The sequence below is a fragment of the Rhodonellum sp. genome, assembly GCF_030656585.1.
Taxonomy (GTDB): domain Bacteria; phylum Bacteroidota; class Bacteroidia; order Cytophagales; family Cyclobacteriaceae; genus Rhodonellum; species Rhodonellum psychrophilum.
Genome location: NZ_JAUSPP010000013.1, coordinates 63,889 through 87,596, shown reverse-complemented (window position 1 = coordinate 87,596; position 23,708 = coordinate 63,889). Strand labels below are relative to the sequence as shown.

The 23,708-nt window shown below is 42.2% G+C and carries 9 protein-coding genes; 3 read left to right on the top strand and 6 right to left on the bottom strand.

The features are described 5' to 3' along the window. Positions 1 to 9 precede the first annotated feature (9 nt). From Q7J63_RS02050 to Q7J63_RS02025, 6 genes are all read right to left on the bottom strand, one after another. Entirely contained in the window at positions 10 to 2,745 is a 2,736-nt protein-coding gene (locus Q7J63_RS02050; RefSeq protein WP_304883769.1) for a hypothetical protein, read from the bottom strand. Between the two features lie 340 nt (positions 2,746 to 3,085). Further along, positions 3,086 to 5,791, bottom strand: a complete 2,706-nt coding sequence (locus Q7J63_RS02045) for a hypothetical protein (protein ID WP_304883768.1) — start codon at positions 5,789 to 5,791, stop codon at positions 3,086 to 3,088. 534 nt (positions 5,792 to 6,325) lie between these two features. Beyond that, entirely contained in the window at positions 6,326 to 9,805 is a 3,480-nt protein-coding gene (locus Q7J63_RS02040) for a hypothetical protein (RefSeq protein WP_304883767.1), read from the bottom strand. Between the two features lie 390 nt (positions 9,806 to 10,195). Continuing rightward, positions 10,196 to 13,588: a hypothetical protein gene (locus tag Q7J63_RS02035; RefSeq protein WP_304883766.1), complete on the bottom strand. Its 3,393-nt coding sequence runs from the start codon at positions 13,586 to 13,588 to the stop codon at positions 10,196 to 10,198. Positions 13,589 to 13,906: 318 nt separating this feature from the next. After that, positions 13,907 to 14,650 (bottom strand): peroxide stress protein YaaA, encoded by a 744-nt coding sequence (gene yaaA, locus Q7J63_RS02030; RefSeq protein ID WP_304883765.1) that lies wholly within the window; start codon positions 14,648 to 14,650, stop codon positions 13,907 to 13,909. Positions 14,651 to 14,653: 3 nt separating this feature from the next. Beyond that, on the bottom strand, positions 14,654 to 20,014 hold the full coding sequence (locus Q7J63_RS02025; RefSeq protein WP_370691856.1) for a hypothetical protein: 5,361 nt from the start codon (positions 20,012 to 20,014) through the stop codon (positions 14,654 to 14,656). A 238-nt stretch (positions 20,015 to 20,252) separates the two neighbouring features. On the opposite strand from Q7J63_RS02025, the gene Q7J63_RS02020 reads away from it, so the two are divergent. The 3 genes from Q7J63_RS02020 to Q7J63_RS02010 all read left to right on the top strand — a co-directional run bounded on the left by Q7J63_RS02020 (position 20,253) and on the right by Q7J63_RS02010 (position 23,601). Beyond that, positions 20,253 to 21,299, top strand: a complete 1,047-nt coding sequence (locus Q7J63_RS02020) for a type IX secretion system membrane protein PorP/SprF (protein WP_019597499.1) — start codon at positions 20,253 to 20,255, stop codon at positions 21,297 to 21,299. A gap of 12 nt (positions 21,300 to 21,311) precedes the next feature. Then, complete coding sequence (locus Q7J63_RS02015; protein ID WP_304883763.1) at positions 21,312 to 22,565, top strand: M48 family metallopeptidase; 1,254 nt, start codon at positions 21,312 to 21,314, stop codon at positions 22,563 to 22,565. Positions 22,566 to 22,716: 151 nt separating this feature from the next. Next, a complete protein-coding gene (locus Q7J63_RS02010; RefSeq protein ID WP_304883762.1) occupies positions 22,717 to 23,601 on the top strand; it encodes a phytanoyl-CoA dioxygenase family protein in 885 nt (294 codons plus the stop codon). Positions 23,602 to 23,708: the final 107 nt, after the last annotated feature.

Here is a 23,708-nt window from a genome sequence, read left to right as displayed (position 1 = left end):
AATGTGGACTCAATCCAAAATCAGGAGGCTCTTGCTAACCTTTTCATTTAACCCAAATCTTTCACTACGATAGACCAAAGTGACAATATAGGTGCCAGAGGGCACGTTTCTCCCATTTTCATTCCCATTCCAGTTGCAGAAGGATACACTTGGCACGACGCTGTAGTTTTCACAGAAGAAAACCAGAGACCCGAATTTGTTATGTATCCAGACTTTGGCCTCCTCCACAGGATCATTCACGAATATTTCAAAATGCCTTTTTTCATCGCTAAGGATCATTCCCGTAGGAAACACATATTTAAAAACACAATCCTGAAAAGCGGAGAATTTCCCCAGAAAAGAGCAGCCCAATGCGTTGGTGACGATGATTTCATAATTCCCAACTTCTCTGGGTTTAAAAGTTGGGGATTGAGAAACCAAATTCCCTTCAAAATACCATTCATATGCTTCATAAGCACCCGGATCTATGGTTTCCCCAAATTTGGTTTCTGAACAGATATAATAAATACTTTCCAAAGTTGGCGGATCATCAGCACTGTGCATCAGCAAAATCAAATCCCTCCCCAATTCACAACCCCGATCATTGTAAACTACCGCTTCATAACTGCCCTCATTTTCGACTTCTGCGGTTTTATTGTTTTCAAAGCCTTTGAGGATTTCTTGCTTTCCGTTTAGATCGGTAAAGATCCATTCCAGCCTGTCCCCTGTATTCAAATCTGTTTGGACACTTAAGGTTGCACTAGGAGCATTCGGACAAAACATCTCCGTTGAAATGGCTACGTCTACGAAAAAAACAGGTGTTTCCACGAAAAATTCATGAATTGAGGAGGGGCAATAGCCACTTTCCAATGGTTGTACCTCCAGAAAATACCGCCCAAATGCAGGGAGAAAAAATTGGGATCCTCTACCCACAATGCTCCCATTTTCGTTGAGCCAGCGGATACTGACAGTATTGGGATTTCTTCCAAACAATTCGGCTTCATACACCACATTGCCTGCGCAATCCTGACTTGCAAGTTTTTCTTCAAACACAATGGGTTCAAAAAGTGAAACATTGAAATCCGTTTTTCGGGGACAGCGATCAGGATTAGCCAGCAAGCTGGATCCCATTAAAGAATAGCTGCCCGCCTCGGTCAAAGTAAAGGCCTCGCCTGCATTTTTGTTGATTACCTCTCCGTTCGGGAAAGTCAAACTGAATAAAAGACTATCCGTGGTGAATGGAATGAATTCAAAAGTCTCACAAACATTGATTTCCTCAGGCACGGAATAGGAGACAAAATTTTTGCCCGGAATGGTAAATACCAGCTCTTCGGGCAGGGTACATCCTGATGTGTCCACTATTTCCAAGGCGAAATTACCTCCTGACACCTTCAATTCAAGGGAAGGCAAATTTGGGATTGTCCCCGATTGGACAATGCTTCCCCTTTGATTGACCAATCGAAATTCCCCTTCAAAAGCACCATCCAAAAAAACCACCTTGATCTCGCCGAGCTTTTTGCCTGTATCGGTACAACTTTCCCCAATCTTTTCCAATTGAAACCTTTGAGTAGCAGGAGGAGAATCATTAGGGACAATAATGATACTGGAACGGGTACATCCATTGTAAGTACCTTCCAATGTATAAATTCCCGGCTTTAGCCCTTCAAAAAGCATTTTCTCATTTTGGTCAATGTCAAAAATTTTTGATCCCAATTCCTTGATCTCCAAAATATCCAAGGGGGAATTTGCGGTAACTTGAAATGCTCCGTTTTCCATTTCGCAATCTGAAGCATTCTTCAGCAGGTTGGATTGGAATTTCGGCCCATTTTTGACCTCCACCAACACTTCCCTCTCCGAAGCGCAATCTGGATGTTTTTCATCTGATACATTGAAAAACACCCGATATAATCCAGCAACACCCAATTCATTATCTGTATTGAAATTGAGTGAAAAGGAAGTGCCCATATCGACACGGGAAGTTGCTCCTTCTTTTAGGACCGACCAATCCCCTAAAAATGGCACATCGGGCGTTACTGTAATCCTTTCGCCCAAGCAGACTAGGGTTTTGGAAATATTAAGCTTGAAATCGTTTGGAGGGCCGACAAAAGTGGAGCCATTGATCAGACAGTCCGCTCCTCCGCTTTCATTATTCAGAAAAAGGGAAACCGAATAGGTACCTTCCCTCGACACCTCCAAGGTATTTGTTGTCCCCACGATAGCGCCTTGGGCATTTTTCCATTGGAAGGTATATTGGTCAAGGTTTGGCGTATTGGAGTCAAGAACGGAAACACTGACGGTGTTTCTACCGCAAAGCAAATAGTCGGGCTGAAGTATTAAGGAAGGACCCTGGATGACTGACAGGGATTTAGTTGCATTATAAATCACAGTATTCCCCCTCCTCACACTTAGACTCACGCTGTAGTTGCCGATTTGTCCAAAAGAAAAACTGATATTCTGAAAGGTTCCTCCCCCTGTACGGTTAAAAACCTGCACATTGCTTGGGGAAATGATTTGCCAACTGTAGACATCTGTTGCGGGCTCTCCAAGGCCTGAAAAGTCCCCGATGACACTGCCAAAAATCATACAAAGCCGATCCGGACCAGTAAGCTCTGGATCGATAAAAAAAGGAATGTCCATTTTCTCGTTCCATTCCAAAGGAACCATAAATCCTCTATTGATTCCAGGAGATGGATTGCCGAGACATTCCATAAAAGGATTTATCCAAAATGAGCAGGCCATCAAAGTTGCTACAAACCATTTGTTCATAAAACCGATGCTTAAAAAACGAAAAAACTCAATGCCCAAAAACAGCATTTACTAATGACCAAAGACTATTGTCTTATTTTTGACTGCCTTTTTGAATACACCGAAAGTGCTAAAACAATCAAAACAAGGCTACCTTAAAACATGGAAACTTTCCATATCGATTGAGCTCAAAACAAATTCCCAATTAACAAATATTGAGATTAAAATGCAGAAAAAGTAATTTTATATATATAAAAAATGATATTATTGAATTAATGTTTTAATTTAAATATTTTTTTACACAAAATAACCATGTTTAAAGGAATATCAACTTCGTGGATTTAGCGGAAACAGAGAATTTTCAATCCAAAACAGAAAGGGACTGCAGCATGGTTCTATTGATGTTGCGTTCGGAATTTTTGAAATTTACTTTGATGGAATATGTGCCATTGGTGATTTTCTCACCATCTATGGTCCCATCCCAGAAACAAGTCGATTCTTCGGCGATTAAATCACTATTTGTACAGTGAAAGATCAATGTTCCCCATTTGTTATAAACGCAAACTTCCAATTCATCCACCAAATAATTGGTATAGATCAAAAACCCTTTCCCCTCCGTAGCTGGGATGATGGCATTGGGAAAAGAGACTTTTAGATCGCATTCTTCCTTGACGGTAAAGGGGACGGAATATTCACACCCTTCTCTACTCTTGACCAGAAGAAAATATTGACCTGCCAATTGAGGTTTAAAATCAACACTGGAAGACACAAGCATGTCCTCTCCAAAGAACCAATTGTAACTTTCAAAATCACCGGGATTAATGGTTTCTCCATAATTGCTTTCTGCACAAATCGAATATAGAGCATTGACTTCCGGCCGCTTTTCGTCCATGCTTTTCATGATCAGGATGAGGTCCCGACCGAGCTCACAACCCCTCTCATTGTAAACAATGACCTCATAAGTCCCTTCATCCTGGATCTCTATATCCGTTTCATTTTCAAAATCCGTCAAAATGAATTGATTGTTTTCCAAATCAATATAAACCCACTCAATCCTTGAGATTTGATCAAGTTCTGACTGCATGGAAATCGTGGTTGAAGAAGGCTTTTCACAGATTGATCCTGCCTGCAACTCAACATCCACCTGAAGAACAGGAAATTCCACCTGAAACTGCTTGGGGCTGGCGGGACAAATCCCACTCCCCAAAGGCTGGACATCCAAATAAAACGTCCCTAATGAAATCGGAAACCATTGTAACCCACGACCTACAATCTCCAATTGTTCGTTCATCCACCGGACACTTACTTTTTCAGGTTCAATTCCATTCAATTTTGCTTCAAACAATTGAATGCCGAAACAATCCTGATCCACCAAAACTGGTTCAAAATCAAATGGATCAGAAATAGTAACAACAAATTCTCTGATTCTTGGGCAAAGCGCGGATTCAGTTCCCAAACCTATTCCCTTGAGCAAATAAACCCCGGGTTGGTTGATGATAAAAGCTTGACCTGAGGCTTTGATAATTTCTTCTTCCGATGGCGTCGTTAGCGTGAAGTTGAGATTCTGCCCCGTCGCAGGGATCAATTCAAAAGATTCGCAAACAATGAATTCTCCAGGAATCGAAAATGTCACAAAATTGATTTCTGGGATTTCCAACAGTGTTGGCCATGGCAGTGTGCATCCATTTTCATTCAAAATCTCCAATGCATAATTTCCATTGGGGGCTGGAATCACAAAAGAAGAGGTATTGGTGATGCTGCCAGAAGACAATTCATTTCCGGATTCATTTACAACACGGTAAGTTCCCGTAAATACGCCCATTGGAAAAATCACTTTGATTTCACCATCCTCTTTTCCGGAATCATTGCAACTTTCCCCAAAGGATTCCACATCATAAATTTGGTCGATCGGCGGATCCTGATTTGGGACTATCAGGATCTCTGTAAGGGTACAGCCGCTGAGCGAAGCTGAAAGGGTATAAATTCCAGGTTTGATATTGGTGAAAGAAAGCGTTTCGTTTGGACCAACATTCAAATTTTGATAACCCAGTTCTTCTATTTCCAATTTATCGAGAACCGAGATGGTGACAATATTGAATTCACCATCGTTGGCGGTACAATTCGCAGCGGATTGGACAAGGGAGGATTGGAATTTTGGTCCTTCGTTGATTTCAATGGCAACTTGTCTTTCTGTTGCACAAACGGGATTTCTTGGATTGATATAGCTGAAAAATAACTGGTAAATTCCTGGACCACCTAAATCCTCACTTGTATCCAAACTTAGCCCAAAGCCCGAACCCAAAGAAATCCTTTCCGGGCTTCCCTCCTTAACATAAGCCCAATCACCACTCACCGGGATATTTGGCGAGACTGTGATCGTTTCTCCCACACAAGTCTGCGACGATGATATATTCAAGCTGAAATCACTTGGCGGTCCTACGTAGGTGACTCCGTTGATCAAGCAATCTGCTCCTCCGCTGGAATTGGTAAAAAACAGAGATATTGCATAGGTCCCCTCGGCAGTTACCAAAAGAGAGTTTTCGGTCCCCACGATTTCACCTGCTCCATTGGTCCATTCAAAGGTATATTGATCAAGGTTTGGTGTGGAAGGATTTAAAGCTGTAATCAGAGCGGGCTCCGCACCACAAAGCAAATAATCGGGAAGAATTGCCAATTCTGGACCTTTAAGGACAGTAAGGTTTCTGCTGGTTTGATAAATAATGTCATTGCCTCTTCTAACAGTCAAGGCAATGGTATATTCTCCAATTTCGGAAAAAGGAACATTGATATTTTGAAAGGTCGAACCTCCTGTTCTATTGAAAATTTCGGCGCCACCGGCAGAGGTGATCAGCCAGGTATAGACATCGGTTCCCGAATCTCCATTAGCAGAAAATTGACCGATAACACCTCCGAAAACTATGCAGAGTCTATCAGGCCCCGTCAATTCCGGATCATTGGAAGTGGAGGCACTGAAAAGGTTTTGTGGCAAATTATAGCCCGACACCCTGCTCCAAGCGCTATTTAAAACCCCAGCAAAAAACACCCAAAACAGGGTAAATGTCATCAAATTGAGGATATTTTTTTTTAGAGAAGAAGTGGGCATTTCCGGTGATTTTACGTGCTGAAATTCAAATTAAGGAACAATTAACCCTTTAATCTGTATGGCAAATCCTCATTGGAATTGAGGACATGACACAATATCAAAAACAATACCATCAATTCTTCCTAAGATTGATTTCTTTAATTCCTCATTTCCTATTTCAAAAGCAATACAATATGATTCGCTAAGACTCCAAACCGATGGAAGTTCTTTCGTTGCAAAAGAGGATACTACCACCGAAAAATTCCAATAAAGTTGATTTTAATTCTGTAGGCAATGTCAGAAATTTCGTGAAAATTTAACCCGATATATGGCTGGCCCCAAACAATTCAAAGCAAAACACCAATAGCCAAATGATTCTCCAAAAATCAATTGCTACCAAACCTGAATTCATTCCAACTCCAAAAAAAATTCAAAGCAATTGCGAAATAAAACTCCTTCTTAGGTCAAAAAAACTTCCCCTTGAAAGTACATTTCCCATCAAATTCAACCTAAGCAGGTTCAATCAACCACCAAAATAGTTTTCAGCAAGGTTTTATTGATATTCTTTTCGATGTTTTTGAAGGCTATTTTTATGGCATAGGCTCCATTTGGGATTTTTTCACCATCAATCATTCCATCCCAAAAACACGTGGACTCCTCTGAGATCAAGGATTTATTTTCACAATGGAAAACCAATGTTCCCCATTTATTGAAAACCCAAACTTCCATTTCATCTACCAAATAATTGGTGAAGATCAAAAAGCCTCTTTCTGGATCACCCGGGCGGATCGCACTCGGCAGCACAAGTTTCAGCTCACATTCCTCCTCCACAGTAAATGCTACGGAATATTCACAACCTTCACCGCTGTTGACTACAAGTGAATATTCACCGACCAGTTGCGGTTTGTAATTGGCACTGTTTGAAACCAGACTGTCATTTAGAAACCAGTTGTAATTGGAGAAAACCCCTGGATTGATCGTTTCGCCAATTTCGTATTGTGCACAGATCAAATATTTTCCCTCAACCTGAGGCCTTACCGTATCCGTACTTCTTAATACCAGTACTCTGTCCTCTCCCAATGGGCAACCCAGAGCATTGAAAACCCTCACCTCATAAGTTCCTTCATTGAAGGCAGAGATTTCTTGTTTATTCAACTGATCCAAGGCTGATTGATTTCCATTGATGTCCGTAAACCACCATTCTATTTTGGCGACTGAAGTGAAGTCTGCTTCCACTACCAAAACCGCAAAATCAGCCTCTGGACACAAGCTGCCTGCATTTAAGAAAACATCCAACTCTAGAACAGGCTTTATGATCTCGAAGCTTTTGGGCTGAATATCACATGGCATGCTGCCTTTTGGCTGTACTTCCAGCGAATAATTGCCGGGAATACTGGTAATGAAAAGCTGTTGGTCACCCACCACCTGGTCATTTTCATTCCTCCAGGTGAAAAGGGCAAGAGTCGAATCAGTTCCAAAAATATCTGCTTCAAAGGTGAATTGTCCGATACAGGTTTGATCAATAAGTTTTGGCTCAAAATCTATTGGCGAGACGATAAAAACTTCAAAAATCTTTTCATTCGGGCAAACCAAATTATTAACGTCATTGCTTTCTCCTCTGATCGTATAGGATCCTTCTTGATTCAGGGTAAAGGTTTCTTGGGAATTGATGATGGTTTGTTGACCATCTGGATATGTAATGGTAAAAGTAAGATCTTCATTGGTAGTCGGTCCGACCTCAAAACGCTCACAAACCGTATAAACTGGTTCGATATCAAAATTAACCAAATTGGCACTTTCCTTTATGGTGATGATTTCTCTTCCCAACTCGCAATTAAAACGATTCCATACAATGGCCGCATAAATACCCTCATTTTCTACGGAAATAAACCTGTTGTTAAGTTCTAACGGAAGGTCGATCTGATTATTACTTGAATCAAAGTACACCCAATCGACACGATCTATCTCATCAAAATCCGTATTTATTTCAATAAGCGCTCCTGGACCAAAAGGACAAAGTGGAGTAGCAGACAAATCGACATTCACTGATAAAACCGGGAGTTTCACTTCAAATTCTATTGGGGAGATTGGACATGCAAAGCTGTTGGCAGGCTGAACATCCAATTTATAAGTTCCCAAAGAAACCGGTGACATGGTTAAGCCTGTACTTATTTGTATTCCCTGTTCATTGTACCATCGTATGAATACTTCATCAAAAAGCTTGTTTTTCAAATTTGCACGAAAGGTCTGAATTCCTTGACAAGTTTGATCGACGAGCTCAACATCAAAATCAACTGGGGAAATCAAACCAATAGTGAATTCCTGTTGCCTTGGACAAAATTCCGGGTCTGAATTGTGCGTGGCAAGAAGGGTGTATGGTCCTTGGAGAACCAAATTAAAGGGCATTCCTTTGTTCTTGGTAAGGGGATCACCATTTGGATCAATCAATGTAAAAGAAACATCGCTCCCAGATCGCGGAATAAAATCATAGCTCCCACAAATATTAAAATCATTTATCACTGGTAGGTCGACTTGTGGAAGTCCCAATATTTCAATTTCCTGTATTCTTGGTAAAGCACAACCTACCACTTTGAATACTTCGAAATAATAAATTCCGCCGCCAATTTCTATTTTTAAATCAGACTGTGGTTGGATTATCCCAGTCTTAGCCAAACCGCCCCTTTCATCAACCAAATTATAAAATGCATCTAAGGATCCATACGGCCGTTTGACAGTGAATCCACCCAGATTTTTACCGGTTGGAGAGCAACTTTCATCATAAATCCCTTCAATTGAAAATTCCAATTCATCAGGGATATCAGCAAGAGGAACTACGAAGGCTTGGTTAAATGGGCATCCACCCAAAAACCCAACGAAACTATAAATTCCTGACTCCAACCCTTGAAAAGTATAGGAATCACCTGCATTCAAGGATACGGACTGAGAAACAGTCTGCGGATCTATCACATAATAGAGCTGGTCCAAATCCGTAAAAGCTTTAATGGTCAATTCCCCATCTGGAATGGCACATCCACTGGCTGATTTTACCTCAAACAAATCATAATTGGCACTTGGATTGAATTTTATGTTCATCTTCTCGGTAATCACACAACCGGGGATATCGGGATTTTTGACAGAAAGGGAAATGGTATAATCCCCATAGCCATTCAAATCAACTGAGGGGTTGAATCCAAGGTTTTGAGAGGACCCCATGGAGACAAGTGTTCCATTTCCGTTTTTTTCGTAAAACCATTCACCAAACAAGGAGGTGCTTGGTAAAATTTGAATGAAATCTCCCGGACAGGCAATCCCTTTGTTTGCCGACAGGCTAAAAGACAATGCCTCAGAAACCTTTGTTTTTACTGTGTTTTCGCATTCCGGAATTCCCAGAGAGTTTACAAAATAATACCTGACTTTGTAATTGCCTTTATTCGAAATCGTAATGCTATTGGCATTTCCCACGATATTTCCAGCAACATCTGTCCATTCAAAAACAAATTCACCAATATTTGGCGTCAATGGATCTATCGCCTTCAAGTTTAGTCCAGCACTGCCACACAAATCATAATTTTCTTTCAAAAGGACTTTTGCTCCTTTTACCACATTCACCTTTTTAGTCTTCGAGATGAAGTCTTTCCCACCCCTTTGAACCTTTAGCTCAATGGTATAATCCCCCACTTCAGAAAAAACAACTTGAAATGTCTCATAACTAACCCCTCCTCCTTTAACTTCCCTTGGTGGTATTGATTTATTAGGCCCGATGACTTTCCACACGTAATAATCATTTGTCATTCCCGACCAAATAAAATCTTCAAGAACATTTCCAACTACCAAACAGACCCTATCCGGACCAAAGATATCAGGCATGTTCACCAATTGTGATGCTTCTTTCTGATTCAAAAAATCATTACCAGAAAAGGCATTGCTTTTCACAATCGACAATGTCAAAAGAAACATCCCAAAGAGGGACAACAAAACAAGGGTACTTTTTAAATTCATTTACAATTTTGTAATTAACCGGAAGTATCTGGTTTCATCCATGCACCACCATAGGCTTATCACATCTCCTTGGCGGGTAGGGTTACAAAACCAATGGTTTACAATCATTTAGTAAATCCATTATTATCCAAAGTTAAAGCTACGTTAATTTTCTTTGACCAGAAAAAATCATTTTGAGGACGACCATTTAATTGAAGTAAACTTTCCTTTCACAATGGAAAAAACCCTACTTCTTTACCCATTTTATTTGGGTTTATTTTAAAAAATTCTCCGATTTATTGAAAATAAATCTATTTCTGAAAGGTATAATCCTATTTATACAAGAATCATCTTTTGATTCAATTGAAAATTTTATTTTACTTTTATCTGCATTTTTTTGACTACAAAAAATCATTCGAGTACCAAAACGGTGGCAAAGTCGGTACCCGCTCCCATGCCCGTCCTTTTATAGAATAGTTTCACGCTATAAACTCCTGGCGGGATCCTCTCCCCATTGCGTGTCCCGTCCCAATGGCAACCCGAGGATTTCGAAAGAATATTGTCATTCTTGCAATGAAAAATCAGCCCTCCCCATTTGTCAAATACCCAAATTTCAAGTTCCTCGACATCTCCATTGGCATAAATCAAAAAATGCCGATCCGGATCTCCAAGTTTGATGGCATTGGGAAATACCAACCTGAATTCACATTCCTCCACAGCAGAAAAATCTACACTGTATTCGCAATTTTCCTCACTGCTCACCACCAGGCTGTACTTTCCAGCTGCTGTGGGCTTGAACGTAGGGGATGTTGCAATTAAGCTTCCTTCAAAATACCAATTGTAAATTTTGAATAATCCCGGATCAATCCTTTCCCCAATATTGTTTTCAAAACAGACGGTATACTCTTCCTTTACCGATGGTCTCACGGCATCCACGCTTCTCATCAAAAGGATTTGGTCTTTTGCCAGAACACAGCCTTTTTCGCTGAAAATCACAACTTCATAAGTGCCCTCCTCCTTGGCAAATATTTCCATGGGATTGGCGGGATGGATTGGGGATTTATTTCCACGAAAATCAGTGAAATACCATTCAATCCGAAAAACCCGATTTTGATCGGTTTCCAAAGTAAGCAAAGAAAATTCGGCCCCAGGGCAGAGTGTGTTGGTGACAATCTTGAGATCCAGATTGACGATTGGTTCTTCGACGAAAAACGAAATCGGCGGATCAGGACAGGAAAAGCTTCCTTTTGGATACACTTCTAAACTGAAATCCCCATGACTCGTCAATGAAATCAATGCTGCATTCCCGATGACCGACCCATCTGAATTGTACCAATTGATAATCAGGGAGTCTGGATCGGCTCCAAAAAGCTCCGCTCGATATACGGATTTCCCGGAACAATCCTGCTCCACGAAGACCACATCATACTCCACGGGTGGGTTGACCTTCACCTTGAAAATCTTGGTCGTCGGGCAAGTATTCTTCGACAAATCACTGCTGGTTGCCGATAAAACATACTCTCCCTGCTGATCTATTAAAAAAGCTTCGTCTTTACCCCGAACTAAGGTTTGCCCATCGGGCAATACCATTGTGAAAACAAGATCTTGGAGAGTCACTGGCGTGAATGCATAAGCTTTGCAGACGAACAACTCTTCCGGGACATCAAACTCCACCAGATCAACGCTTTCCTTTATTTCAATTGTTGTTCTGCCCAATTCACAATTGCCTTTGTTGAAGACCACCACCTCATAAACTCCCTGTTTTTCAACAAGAATCTCTCGTAGCTCCTGAAATTCGAATAGCTCAATACTGGCTCCTTGGTTGTCATAGTAAATCCATTTGATCAAATGGATAATGTCAAATTCTGCTTCAAGACTGATGACCGATTTTTTTTCGGATGGACAAAAGGGAGTGGCACTAAGCGATAATTCTTCTTCCAAATCAGCCTTTTCAACTTGAAAGATTCTTGGGGGATACGGACAGGATTGACTGTTCAAAGGCTGAACATCAAGCTTGAATTCACCATGGGAAGTTGGAAACAATAAAATCCCATTCCCCACGATTTCATCCTTTTCATTGTACCATTTGATGACAACCTTGCTCGGATCTGTACCAGATAGATTGGCACTGAATGCCTTATTCCCAAAACAATCTTGGAAAACCAGTTCCGGCTCGTAGGTTATGGGAGCGGTAAGCACTACCTCAAAACTCAATACTCTTGGACAAAAACCACGATTACCATCCATGTCAACACCAAGCAAGAAATATTTCCCTGCTTGATCAAGGACAAAGGGCTCAGCTTGGATTTTGTGGACTTTCTTCCCATCTGGATAGGTGAGGGTAAAGGACAGGTCCTGCAACCCATCCACTTCCGGTGTGTATTCAAAAGATTCGCAAACGGTGAATCTCTGCGGCGCCAAAAAAGTAATCTGTTCTTTTGATGGGACCTCAAATCGCTCAATGTATGGGTTTTTACAGCCGTCTTCCTCTACAACCTCCAAATAATAGTTTCCTGGACCAATTGAAATCTCAAACTCCTGTTCTGTTGCGACAATTGAACCTGATGCGATTTCAACTCCTCCCGTGCTCAGCACCCTATAATCTCCCATGAATCCCATCTGCGCCATTTTTATCCTGATCAAGCCTGGAATCTTCCCGATGTCGTTGCAAGCTTCTCCTCGGATTTCAACAATGTTAAATTTGATGGATTCTGGTGGTTCAAGGAGCGGGACAATGGCCGCTCTTACTTTTGAACAGTTCCCTAACCTTCCTCGTGCATGGTAAACCCCCGCTTTCAGATTGGGTATTGGATAGGTCTGCCCCATTTTTAAGTCATTCAGGACGATGTCGGTACCCAATATTTGGACGATATCCATATCTGACCAAGCCGTCAACAATAAAACCCCATCATCATCCGCACAATTTCCTGAGCCTTTTTCCAAGGACATAGAAAATTCGACAGATGGCAAAACCTTATAGGAAATACTTTCTTGGGTTTTACAGTAGATTTTATCCTGATTGTCCAATTTGAAGACTATTTGATAATTCCCAGGACCTTCTAGGTCTCCACTTGATGAAAAACTCAATTGGGAACCTTCATTCAAAAATTTCATTTCAGAATCCCCTTCTTTTTGATAGTACCAATTTCCAGAAACATTCTTATCTGAAGTCACAAGGATGACTGTGCCCCCATCACATTCCTCTGTTTTGGAAATTTGAAGTGAATAATCTTCTGGATAGTACACCAAAGTGTTTGCGGTATAAGGACAGGTCAATTCGCCTTCTCCATCCAAAGAGTAGAAATAAACAGAATACACATCTGCTTTATTGACGACGATACTATTGGCCTTTCCTAGAACTTCACCATTGCTGTTTTTCCACTCAATAACATATTTGTCAAGGAATGGGATTTTGGGATCAAAAAGCGTTAAAAACGCATTTCCGTCATCGCAAAGCAAATAGGAGCTCTCCAACAACAAATCAGCCCCTTTCACCACTTGGAATTTTTTGTGGCCAGAGAAAACCTCCTCCAAACCTCTCCTAACTTTAAGTTGGACTTCATATTCCCCCAGAATCGAGAAAGTATGGCTAAAAGTCTGGAATCCACCTACCTTTTCCACGAGCAGGCTTCCATCAGGCTTTAGGATCTTCCAGGAATAAACATCGGTATCGGGATTTCCCCCTCCAAAAAAATCCCCGATAACGCTCCCAAAATAAAGGCAAAATTGATCAGGGGCAAAAATCCTCAATTCCTTATTCTGTTCTTTGAGCTCTAATAAAGGGTTTTCATTGCGTACCCCCACTCCCAAAGGATTTGACTTCCCAGTTAAAAACAAAGGCAAAAACAAAAACCATATAATGATCCCCTTAGCCATAAAAAAAAGTCAAAAATTACAATTCAATTTACAATTATTCCTGATTCATTAAAAATATTTAGAGAATAAAATACATATTTTTTCATGTAAAAAACATATAATTATGTAGAAAAAATATTCATTGCCAACTTTAGCGTAAAAAATTCAAAAAATCAGTATTAAACGCCTATAAAAATACAAGGCAGAAATTCGGGCAGAAGGGTCAAGAAAGCTTTCCTTGATCTGGGTGATTTAAGGACTATTGTACTACCGCACAAATCGCCAATCCTTTTCGTCTCCTGTCAGTTGATAACCCGCTTCATTGAAAAGCTTAAGTTGCTCAGGATCTTCCACTCTGTTTTTGATGATATAATTCGTCATCATTCCTCTTGCTTGCTTGGCAAAAAGCCCGATCGTCTGGAATTTTCCATTTCTGTATTCCTGAAACAGAGGGCTGATTACAGTGGATTCGATGGTTTTTTGATCTACCGCCTTGAAATATTCTTGCGAAGCCAGATTGATGATCGGTCTCTTGTTGGCCACTTCATTGATTGCTTTTGCAATCCTTGTCCCCCAAAATTCATAAAGATTGTTTCCCTTTTTATTTCCCAATCTGATCCCCATTTCCAACCGATAAGCTTGGATCAGATCCATGGGTTTCAACAAACCATACAATCCCGACAAAATCCTCAAATGCGCTTGCGCAAACTCAAAATCGGCATCACTGTAATTTTCAACGTCTATTTTAGTATACACATCACCGTTGAAAGTCAACAAAGCCTGTTTTGCATGGGTGGGTTCAAAAGTTTTTTTGAAATCTTGGTACCTTCTTTCGTTTAGCGCAGCGATGTTTTCGCTCACACTCATCAACTTCTTGATTTCCTCCGTGGATTTTTTCTTCATAATGGAGACAAGTTCCCTTGTTTCTTTTTGAAAATCCGGAGTTGTATAGATTACATTATCAGTGGTACTAAGATCCAAAGTCTTGGCGGGTGATATAAGGACGATCATAGGTTACTCGATTACTACAATGGATTTTCTAATGGTTTTCACTATGTTTTGATTCTCACTTCTAAACCTCACAATCACGGGATATGTTCCGATGGGCACAACTCTCCCTCCAACAGTCCCATCCCATGTGCATAAAACTTCCTCACCCTGAACATTTTCACTTTCACAAAAATAAATCAATTCTCCCCATCGGTTATAAATCAACACATCTACATGGTCGATGAAATCATTGGCATACACAACAAAGAGCCTCGAAGGATCGCTCGGTCTCATGGCGTTAGGGAAGATTATCTTCAATTCACAATCCTCCTCCACGACAAACTCAATCGTAAAAAGACAATCAAATTCATCGCTCACTGTGAGTGCATAATTCCCCGGCAGGGTGGGTGTAAATGTCGGTGAATTGGACACTTCTTCACCTTCCAATTCCCATGAATAATTGTCATAAACTCCGGGATCTAAAACATTGACCACATTTTCGGCGGCACAAATGACATAGCGTGTTTCCAATACCGGAGGCGTGATAAAGGATTTGGTGATTTGGACCTGCTGCCTTCCAAGTTCACATCCAAACCCACTAAAAAGAACTGCTTGATAGACACCATTTTCAATGACGGTAATGGTTTGCTGATCATCAAATCCTGGAAGCAAGGTCGCCACCCCCCCCTGAAGGGAAAACCATTGGATGGATGCCACATTGGTTAAATCTGCGACAACAGTAATCGTGGTGAAAGGATCATCGCCACAGAAAGGCAATGCATCCAAAACCACATTCACTGGTTGACCAAAATCCTCCACCGTAAAATCAATCGGAGCGGCTGGGCATAATGAACCTGCCCGTGGCTGCACCTCAAGAGAATACTCCCCTGCAGCTGCTGGAAAAAAAGTTTGATTTCTTCCGACAATAGCCCCGCTTTCATTTTTCCAAAAGAAGAAAACATCCGCAGGATCAGTACCATTGAGAATAGCATCATAAGAAATTGCCGTCGCACAGGGATCAGCCGGTCCGGAAAGAGAAAATCCTATTGGACCGTTGATCTCAACATTCATGGTTCTGACCCTAGGGCAGTCAATTCCAGTTGGATCCTCTCCGGTGATCTGGTAAGTACCGGAAGCCAAAAGGGTAAATTCCCCATTTGCATCCGCTGCTATTCCATTTCCTAATGCATCGGTCAAGGTGAAAACCAAGGACTGATTGGTCTGTGGAATAAATGAAAATGATCCGCAGGCGATCAAATTCGTCGGCACGGTGAAATCGACCTCTAATTTTTCATCGACCAAATAATTGACAGGTTCAGGCAAGGTACAGCCGAGGGCGTCCGAAACCTCCACAGCATAATCCCCTTCGGGCACAGAGATTGTCACAATTTCTTGATTTGTAATTGTTCCTGAAAACTGTAGCCCATCTTGCTGTCGGGTAAGGACATAAGATCCTGATTGAGGTCCATTGGAGAAGGTAATGATCACTGCACCATTTTCAACCTCATTAGGTCCACACACTTCCGGATTGACTGCGACTGTGTATTCAAGCGCTACTGGTGGGTTGAGGTTCGCGATGGTCACGCTTCTTGTGAACACACAGCCAAAACTGTTTGTGGACTGAACCGTGTAAATGCCTGGTTCAAGATTTGAAATCACCGGCAACACATCCCCGGCATTGACATTGTTAAAAACATCACCGGTTTCCAATATTTCTATCCGATCCGCATCCAGAAGCGCCGTAATTTCGAAACTCCCGTTTGGCGTGGCGCAGTCATCCGCATCGGTCAAGACCAACAGCTCAAAATTGGGCAAGGGATGCACCAAAAGTTCAAGTTTTTTCTCCACCAAACATCCCGGAACAATGGGGTCTTCGGTGATAAATATGATTTCGTACAAGCCTGGAGCGGGAAGGTCTGTTGGAATCAATTCCAATTCAAAAAACTCACCAATCAATGTTCTGGTGGGACTACCGACCTGCTGATAATACCAGTCTCCTATCACAGGAGTATTCGGGGCAAACACCACCAATGTCTCGTCGTAACAGACTTCCTCCGCACTTTGCGTCAAGTCAAATTCAAAGGCTGGACCTACAAAGACCGATTTTGAAGCTGGACAGACATCAAAAAACACCGTATCAGAACCACTAGGAATTCTGTAGGAAACCGTAACGGTGTAGATGCTTTCTTCCTCTACTGCAATATTGTTGGAATTTTCATCCCCAATCAATTGACCGGCGGCATTTCTCCATTCAAAATCATACAAGCCTTCATTGGGATCATATCCATCAATCGCCACCAAGGTTACCGGCGTACCGCTACAGAGCGTGACATCATCCACGAGGGTGATTGGTGGTGGAGCGACCACGACCACTTCCATGCTTTCTTCAAAGTAATTGGCATCACCACACCTGTCCACTCTTAGCGAAACGGTGAAGGTGCCATCTTCCTGAAAGACATGTGTTAAGGTTTGGAACTCCTCACCTGGACCTCCAAAATTGGTCAATACTGCTTGACCATTCTCTGACACAATTGTCCAGAAATAACTGTCAATATCCGGTTCCCCTCCACCCTCAAACAATGCTTCTGTCCCGTTTTCGGGATCCAGACACAGTCGGTCCGGCCCACCCAAGGTTGGCTCAGGAATACTGCTGCCTGAATTTTGGACAAAAGAAGGCAGTCCCAAATTCGTGGTTCCGGTTAGGGTGGATGTCCCCATTTCTACATAAGCACTGTTTGCGCAACCTTGCCCTGCATTGATGGTTCCCAATACATTTTGACCGGGCCTTGCCACATAAATCTGTCCATCAGGCCCTATTTGCAAAGCTCCGAATGGACCGGCGCTGCTCAATGTGTTTCTCGTGCCCAATATGCAGGATTCAACAGCCGCTTTATCTCCTGCATTTTCAAAACATGTGGCGCAGGCAGAAGGGTTTGCCGCCCCCTGGGCATCCGGGTTTTTGATCAAAAACTCTTCGATCTTTCCTCCACCACCAGTGTAGGAGACAAAAACCCTATTGCTGTCATCTGAAAACTCCAATCCATATACGTCTTCCCCACTGCAGCTCAATTCCAAGAGTGCATATTCGGTGAGCTTCCCCGTAGTTTGGTTAAAATCAAAAATTTCCAAGCGACTGCAACTCCCATTCTGGATGGTTACCGCCAATTTTGACCCATCTGGACTAAATTTCATGCTTCCGACACCAGATCCAAAAGTATGCGCAGAACCGACAGAAGAAAGCACAGGTGGCCCAATTCCAAAGGTTGTAACAGGATATGTCCGAAAGGTATTGTTGCCCAATTCATGAAAAATAACCCAAGTGGTATCTCCCGAGTTCAGGCCTGCGGAATGCTCGGTACTCGGACTGAAAAGGAAATTGTCCTTGCTCACGACATTCCCCACGCCGGTCGGATTATCCACCTTGATGTCCACCAGGGAAAATTTCACTTGATTGGTTCCATCTTCTGCTTTTTGGGTCGTGAAAAGGTAGAAGATGGTTTCATCTTGGGGAAGCGGTACCGCGACCACACTTTGCGTTGCTAGATTGCTTCCTCCGATGCTGTCCCCATTGGCCATAGTGTCTCCATTGAGATCCCAAACAGTTTCTCCATCGGTGTAAAACAAAACCTGACCCGTTTCGTCGGAAATGGTCGTTGTACCCGCCGGGATATTCCGCGGGTGGCTGACAGGACGGGGAACAGGCGCATTCGGATCATTTGGGTCTGGATTGAAATCCAAACCAGCTCCATCTCCAAAGTACCACACATTGTTGCTTTGGTCTGGCAAATCCCAGATTTTCACCCTGATACTCGCATAGGCATAACAATCACTCCCTTCCTCTCTCGCCAAAACCCAATACAAGCCTGGAAGAAGCACACAATTTTCCTTGTCTTTTACCCAACCTTCTCCCCTGCGGTTTGACCAGAAATATTCATAATTTTCTTGTTGGCCACCGCCTCCACCTCCAACATTTGGATTTTCGCCATCTCCACCTCCACCTTTTTGAACCTCCAATAAAGAGCCGATATCCACACAGGCGCCTTCGCAAACCGTGGTGTCCTGCGCACTGAAATTGGCCTCCAAATCGTTTTCTTTGAGCGTGATGGTCCTCGTCACCGGGACAACAGACCCATCCGCAAATGTTACGGTCAAGGTAACTGTGATGCTTTGATCCGCAGTCGCCTCTTCAGGAATCAACAGGTGTTCTTGGTTAAAGTCAATATCCACCGGTTGGCCATCCTCATCTGTCAAGGCAGGTTCGAATGTCCATACAAAACTCACAGGCCTGTAGTTTTCGGGTGTGATCAAGCTGGTCAATTGCACAGGATTATTGCTACACGGTTCCTCTGGGTTCCATTCAAAATCAACAGTGGGATTGATGTCCTGGTTGGGTGCAAACTGAGGAAAAACACGCCCACAAAAATCCGTACCGTTGAAAGGGTCTTCATCAAGCTCCAAAAGATCCAAATCAGATTCATTCGGATTGTTGACAACTCCGATCAGCTGCGGCCCTCCGAGGACCTCTTCATATAGATAATAGAGTTTTCCATCCGGCCCGATTTTGAGATCATAAACCTTAAAGATGTCATTGACAAAAGGAATCACGGAAGGAGTCGCACCCGGATCTACCACCGGAACCCTTAGGAGTTCATCCCCTCTGGAGAAATAAACAAAGACTCCATCAGGAGAAAAGCTGGCGCCTTTAATTTCTTCTGCACTACCCGATTGGGAAATGGGAGTGACCGCTCCAAAAGATCCGGTTGCGGTATCAAAATCTACCAGCAACAAGTCTTCGTTTGCGTTTTCAGGAATGAGGATCAATTGACCTGTGCTCTCGTTGAAAACAATCGCTTTTGGTGTGAATGGGATTCCTTGCGTAGCTGTCTGAGTAAAATCACCCTGCGTGGATTCAATACTTCTTGAAATTAGGTTCCCTCCGGCAAAGCTGATCAGGTATGAAGGTGATGCCGCTGTTTTGACCACGGCGATTGCTCCTGAGGCAGGTCCGATCGGCTGATCCAAGGCCGTAACGGCACCCAAAGGAGGTTGATTTGCTGAAGCTCCTCCGGGCGCATTCATGTCCACTACCGAATACAATAACTGTCCACTTGGCGAAATGTAAAAAGCATAAAACAGTTTTTCGCCATCCGGATCGTAATCCAAAGCTCCGATAGCGACAGTTTGTCGACCGTCAAAATCCCCGTTAAAACCATTTGGAGCACCTTGAAGAGGGACATTGTCATAATTGTAGACCAATTCACCATTTGAAAAAAACAGTTTTTGCCCAGTAATGGGATCAATGGCTAAAGCGTTATTATTGGCTCCCACCACAATTGAACCGGGAAGGGATCTTACGATTGGATCCCCACCTTTACCAAAGGACAAATAATTGTTTGGATCATTTGGTCCACAATATCCAAAAACCCATTCGTTGTTATTGAACCCTTGCGAAAAGCTTTTATTTATGTTTATAAAACAAGAAATCAAGCAGATCCCTACAAATATTAATGCAAAATTTATGTTATTATAAGGGCTTTTCATAATTTACGTGCTGCATACAAAACAACAATTGAGTCGAAACGTTTAGATGCTGGATTGAATCAACTTATAAACGAACAAACAAGTGCTAAGGTCTTATCTAATTGGTGTTTTTTTTACCATTTTTTTGCTATCCACTTTTAACGTGGCTCTGGCCCAAGACCCGCAATATAGTCAATATTACGCTGCACCACTTTACCTAAACCCAGCTTTTACGGGATCGGAAATGACGGGAAGGATCGGTGCAAACTACCGCAACCAATGGCCTGGATTGGATGCCCAATTCACCACTTTCTCGGCTTATTACGACACCTACCTGGATGACTACAACAGTGGAATAGGTGTGATGGTCATGAATGATGTGGAAGGAGCGGCAAAATTACGATCCACGACGATTTCGGCATTGTATTCCTACGAGCTTCGATTAGGAGAAAGGTCCTTTTTCAGACCTGGTTTTCAGGCCAGTTACATCAGAAGGGATATTGGCTTTTATGAAAACCTTATCTTTGCCAACCAAATCGATAAAATTGATCCCTTCGGACCAACACTCCCAGGAACCGATTTGCCGGGATTGGGTGAGCCGGTCAATATGCTTTCTGTCTCTTTTGGAGGTTTGTTTTTCACCGAAAACTTTTGGTTTGGAGCTTCCGCACACCATGTCAACCAGCCCAACCAGTCCTTTTTGGACGGGGTGAGCCGTCTTCCAGCAAAATTTTCATTGCATACGGGATACCGAATTTCTTTGGGAACGGGTGGATATCGAAGTGATTTTTCACACACTTTTAAAGAAAGGTATTTGGTCCCAACTTTGAATTTCAAAAAACAAGGTCCTTTTGAGCAGTTGGATTTAGGTGCCTATGTCTACATGGAGCCTTTGGTTTTCGGGTTGTGGTACAGAGGATTGCCTTATAAACCCGTAGAGCAACAAAGCAACAGGGATGCTGTCGTGGTGATGGTGGGCATGAATTTACCTTCTGGACTCAACATTGGTTACAGTTTCGATTACACGGTTTCTCAATTGGGGATTCAATCCGGAGGAGCCCACGAAATCAGTATTTCATTTTTATTGGCTGACAAAAACCAAGGAAAACCCCGAGGAAGGGATACCATTTTACCTTGTCCCAAGTTCTAAAAAATCTGTGGAATGGATGTGGAAGATTTGAAGTTCCTCCTCTTGGGGATATTGACTTTTGGCTATGTATTTAAAAAAGCACTTGATTTTCTGAACATCAGAAGGCCCATTGGGCAGATTCCAGAAACCTTATCCGAATATGTCAATTCCCAAAAATTAATTGAGGCAAGAGCCTATGCTTTGGCCAACTACAAATTCGGCTTGCTCACAGGTACGATTTCTTTTCTTCTGACCTTTTGCTTTATTTATTTTGGCTTTTTTGGAATGGTAGATCACTGGTTAAGGGGATTTGTTGAAAATCCAATGTGGTTATCAGTGGTCTATCTTGGTGTTGTTTTTATTGGATCCGACCTCGTCGCCATTCCCTTTGACTACTACCATACTTTCGTAATCGAGGAAAAATTCGGTTTCAACAAATCAACTAAAGCCACTTTTTTTTCAGATAAAGCAAAAGGATATTTGCTTTCCATCATTGTGGGGGGAGGTTTGCTTTTGGTTCTGCTCATGCTTATCCATCAGATGGGGAAAGATTTTTGGTGGCAATTTTGGGGGATTTCAGCCCTGTTTATACTCTTTGTCAATCTCTTTTATACCGCTTGGATTTTACCGATTTTCAACAAACTGACTCCGCTTCCAGAGGGGGAATTGAAACAGCAAATCATTCAATATGCGAAATCTGTGGATTTTTCCCTTGAAAACATTTTTGTCTTGGATGGCAGTAAACGTTCCTCAAAAGCCAACGCCTTCTTTTCGGGTTTGGGGAAAAGAAAAAAAGTAATCCTGTATGACACCCTAATAGAACAACACACCCCCGATGAATTGGTGGCGGTTTTGGCACATGAAATCGGTCATTACAAAAAGAAACACCTCCTGTCCGGCATGTTGATCGGTATCCTTCAAATTGGGATTTTGCTGTTTATCCTTGCCCAGTTTATCCACAATGAAAACATGAGTATGGCATTGGGTGGGACCGAAATGGCCATTCACCTCAATATTATTGGCTTCACAGTCCTCTTTTCCCCTATTTCCACGGTTTTGGGAATTGGAATGAACCTGATCAGTCGAAAAAATGAATTCGAGGCAGATGCTTTTGCCAAAGAAACTTTTTCGGGATTGCCACTGGCGGAAGCCTTGAAAACACTCTCGGTGAATACGCTCAGCAACTTGAATCCCCATCCCTGGTACGTTTTTGTTCATTATTCACATCCCCCCTTGTTAAAGAGGCTGGAGCGTTTGGAGAAGGACACTCTCGTTCCATTGGTGTAATGGAACGGAACAGGACAGAAATTATGATTGGAGCTTTTTGATTTCAAACATTTGATACAGCCTTTTTTGACGGACATTTTCTTCTTGTGAAAATTTCCAGAGGTAAATTCCGCTTACTTTTTCTTAAATTGATTTTCAAACCCAAAGCGCCATGCATGACCTATCTTTTTACCATTATCCACTTTCGGATTTATTTTCATTCCCAAATAGCCCCGAGGAATGGGAGCCTTACAAACTAAGCCAAGATCAAATCGATTTTTTTAATGAGCAGGGCTATTTGAGCGATGTCAAAATGCTCAATGAAAAGCAAATAGCGATTTTGAAACAGGAACTTGAGGAAGTTTCAGACCCAAAGCATCCCTTGAACCATCTTTTCCACGAATTCCATAGCAATGAATCAGCAGATCCAAATACTGTTCTTTTCCATTCCCTGGGACATTGGCGGATCTCCAAAGCTTTTCACGACGTGCTTTGGAATCCAGCTTTTGTCATGGCTGCCAGTCAATTGCTGGGGAATAAAAGTGTGAGGTTTTGGCATGATCAATTGTTTTGCAAACCCGCGCATCATGGAGGTGTCGTGGCCTGGCATCAGGATTATTCCTATTGGACCAGAACCATCAAAATGCAACACCTCACCTGTTGGTGTGGGTTGGATGATGCCAATATGGATAATGGATGCCTTCATTACATACCCGGCAGCCACAAATGGGGATTGCTTGAGAAACCCGCATTGGCGGGAGAAATGGAGGGCTTGAAAACCTGGTTGACAGCAGAACAGAAAGCAGCATTCAACCCAGTTCCAATAGAACTAAAAGCTGGCCATGCCACCTTCCACCATCCATTGATGGTCCATGGGAGTTATGAAAACAAATCCAAGAGAAGCAGGCGAGCATTTGTATTGAATGTTTTTGCTGACGGAACGCTATCCAATGCGGATGAGGAATTGTTGAAAGGTGTCCCCATCATTCCAAAAGGACAAAAAATGAGTGGGCAGTTTTTCCCTCTGCTCCATGAGTTTAAAAGTCATTCCGAATAAAAATCATCTCCCAGAATTGTCCACAAGTAAAAAGTCCATTGAGATTTCAAAACCTCAATGGACTTTTTGAATTCATTATAAAATGATTTTAGGAAAAATTGAGAAAT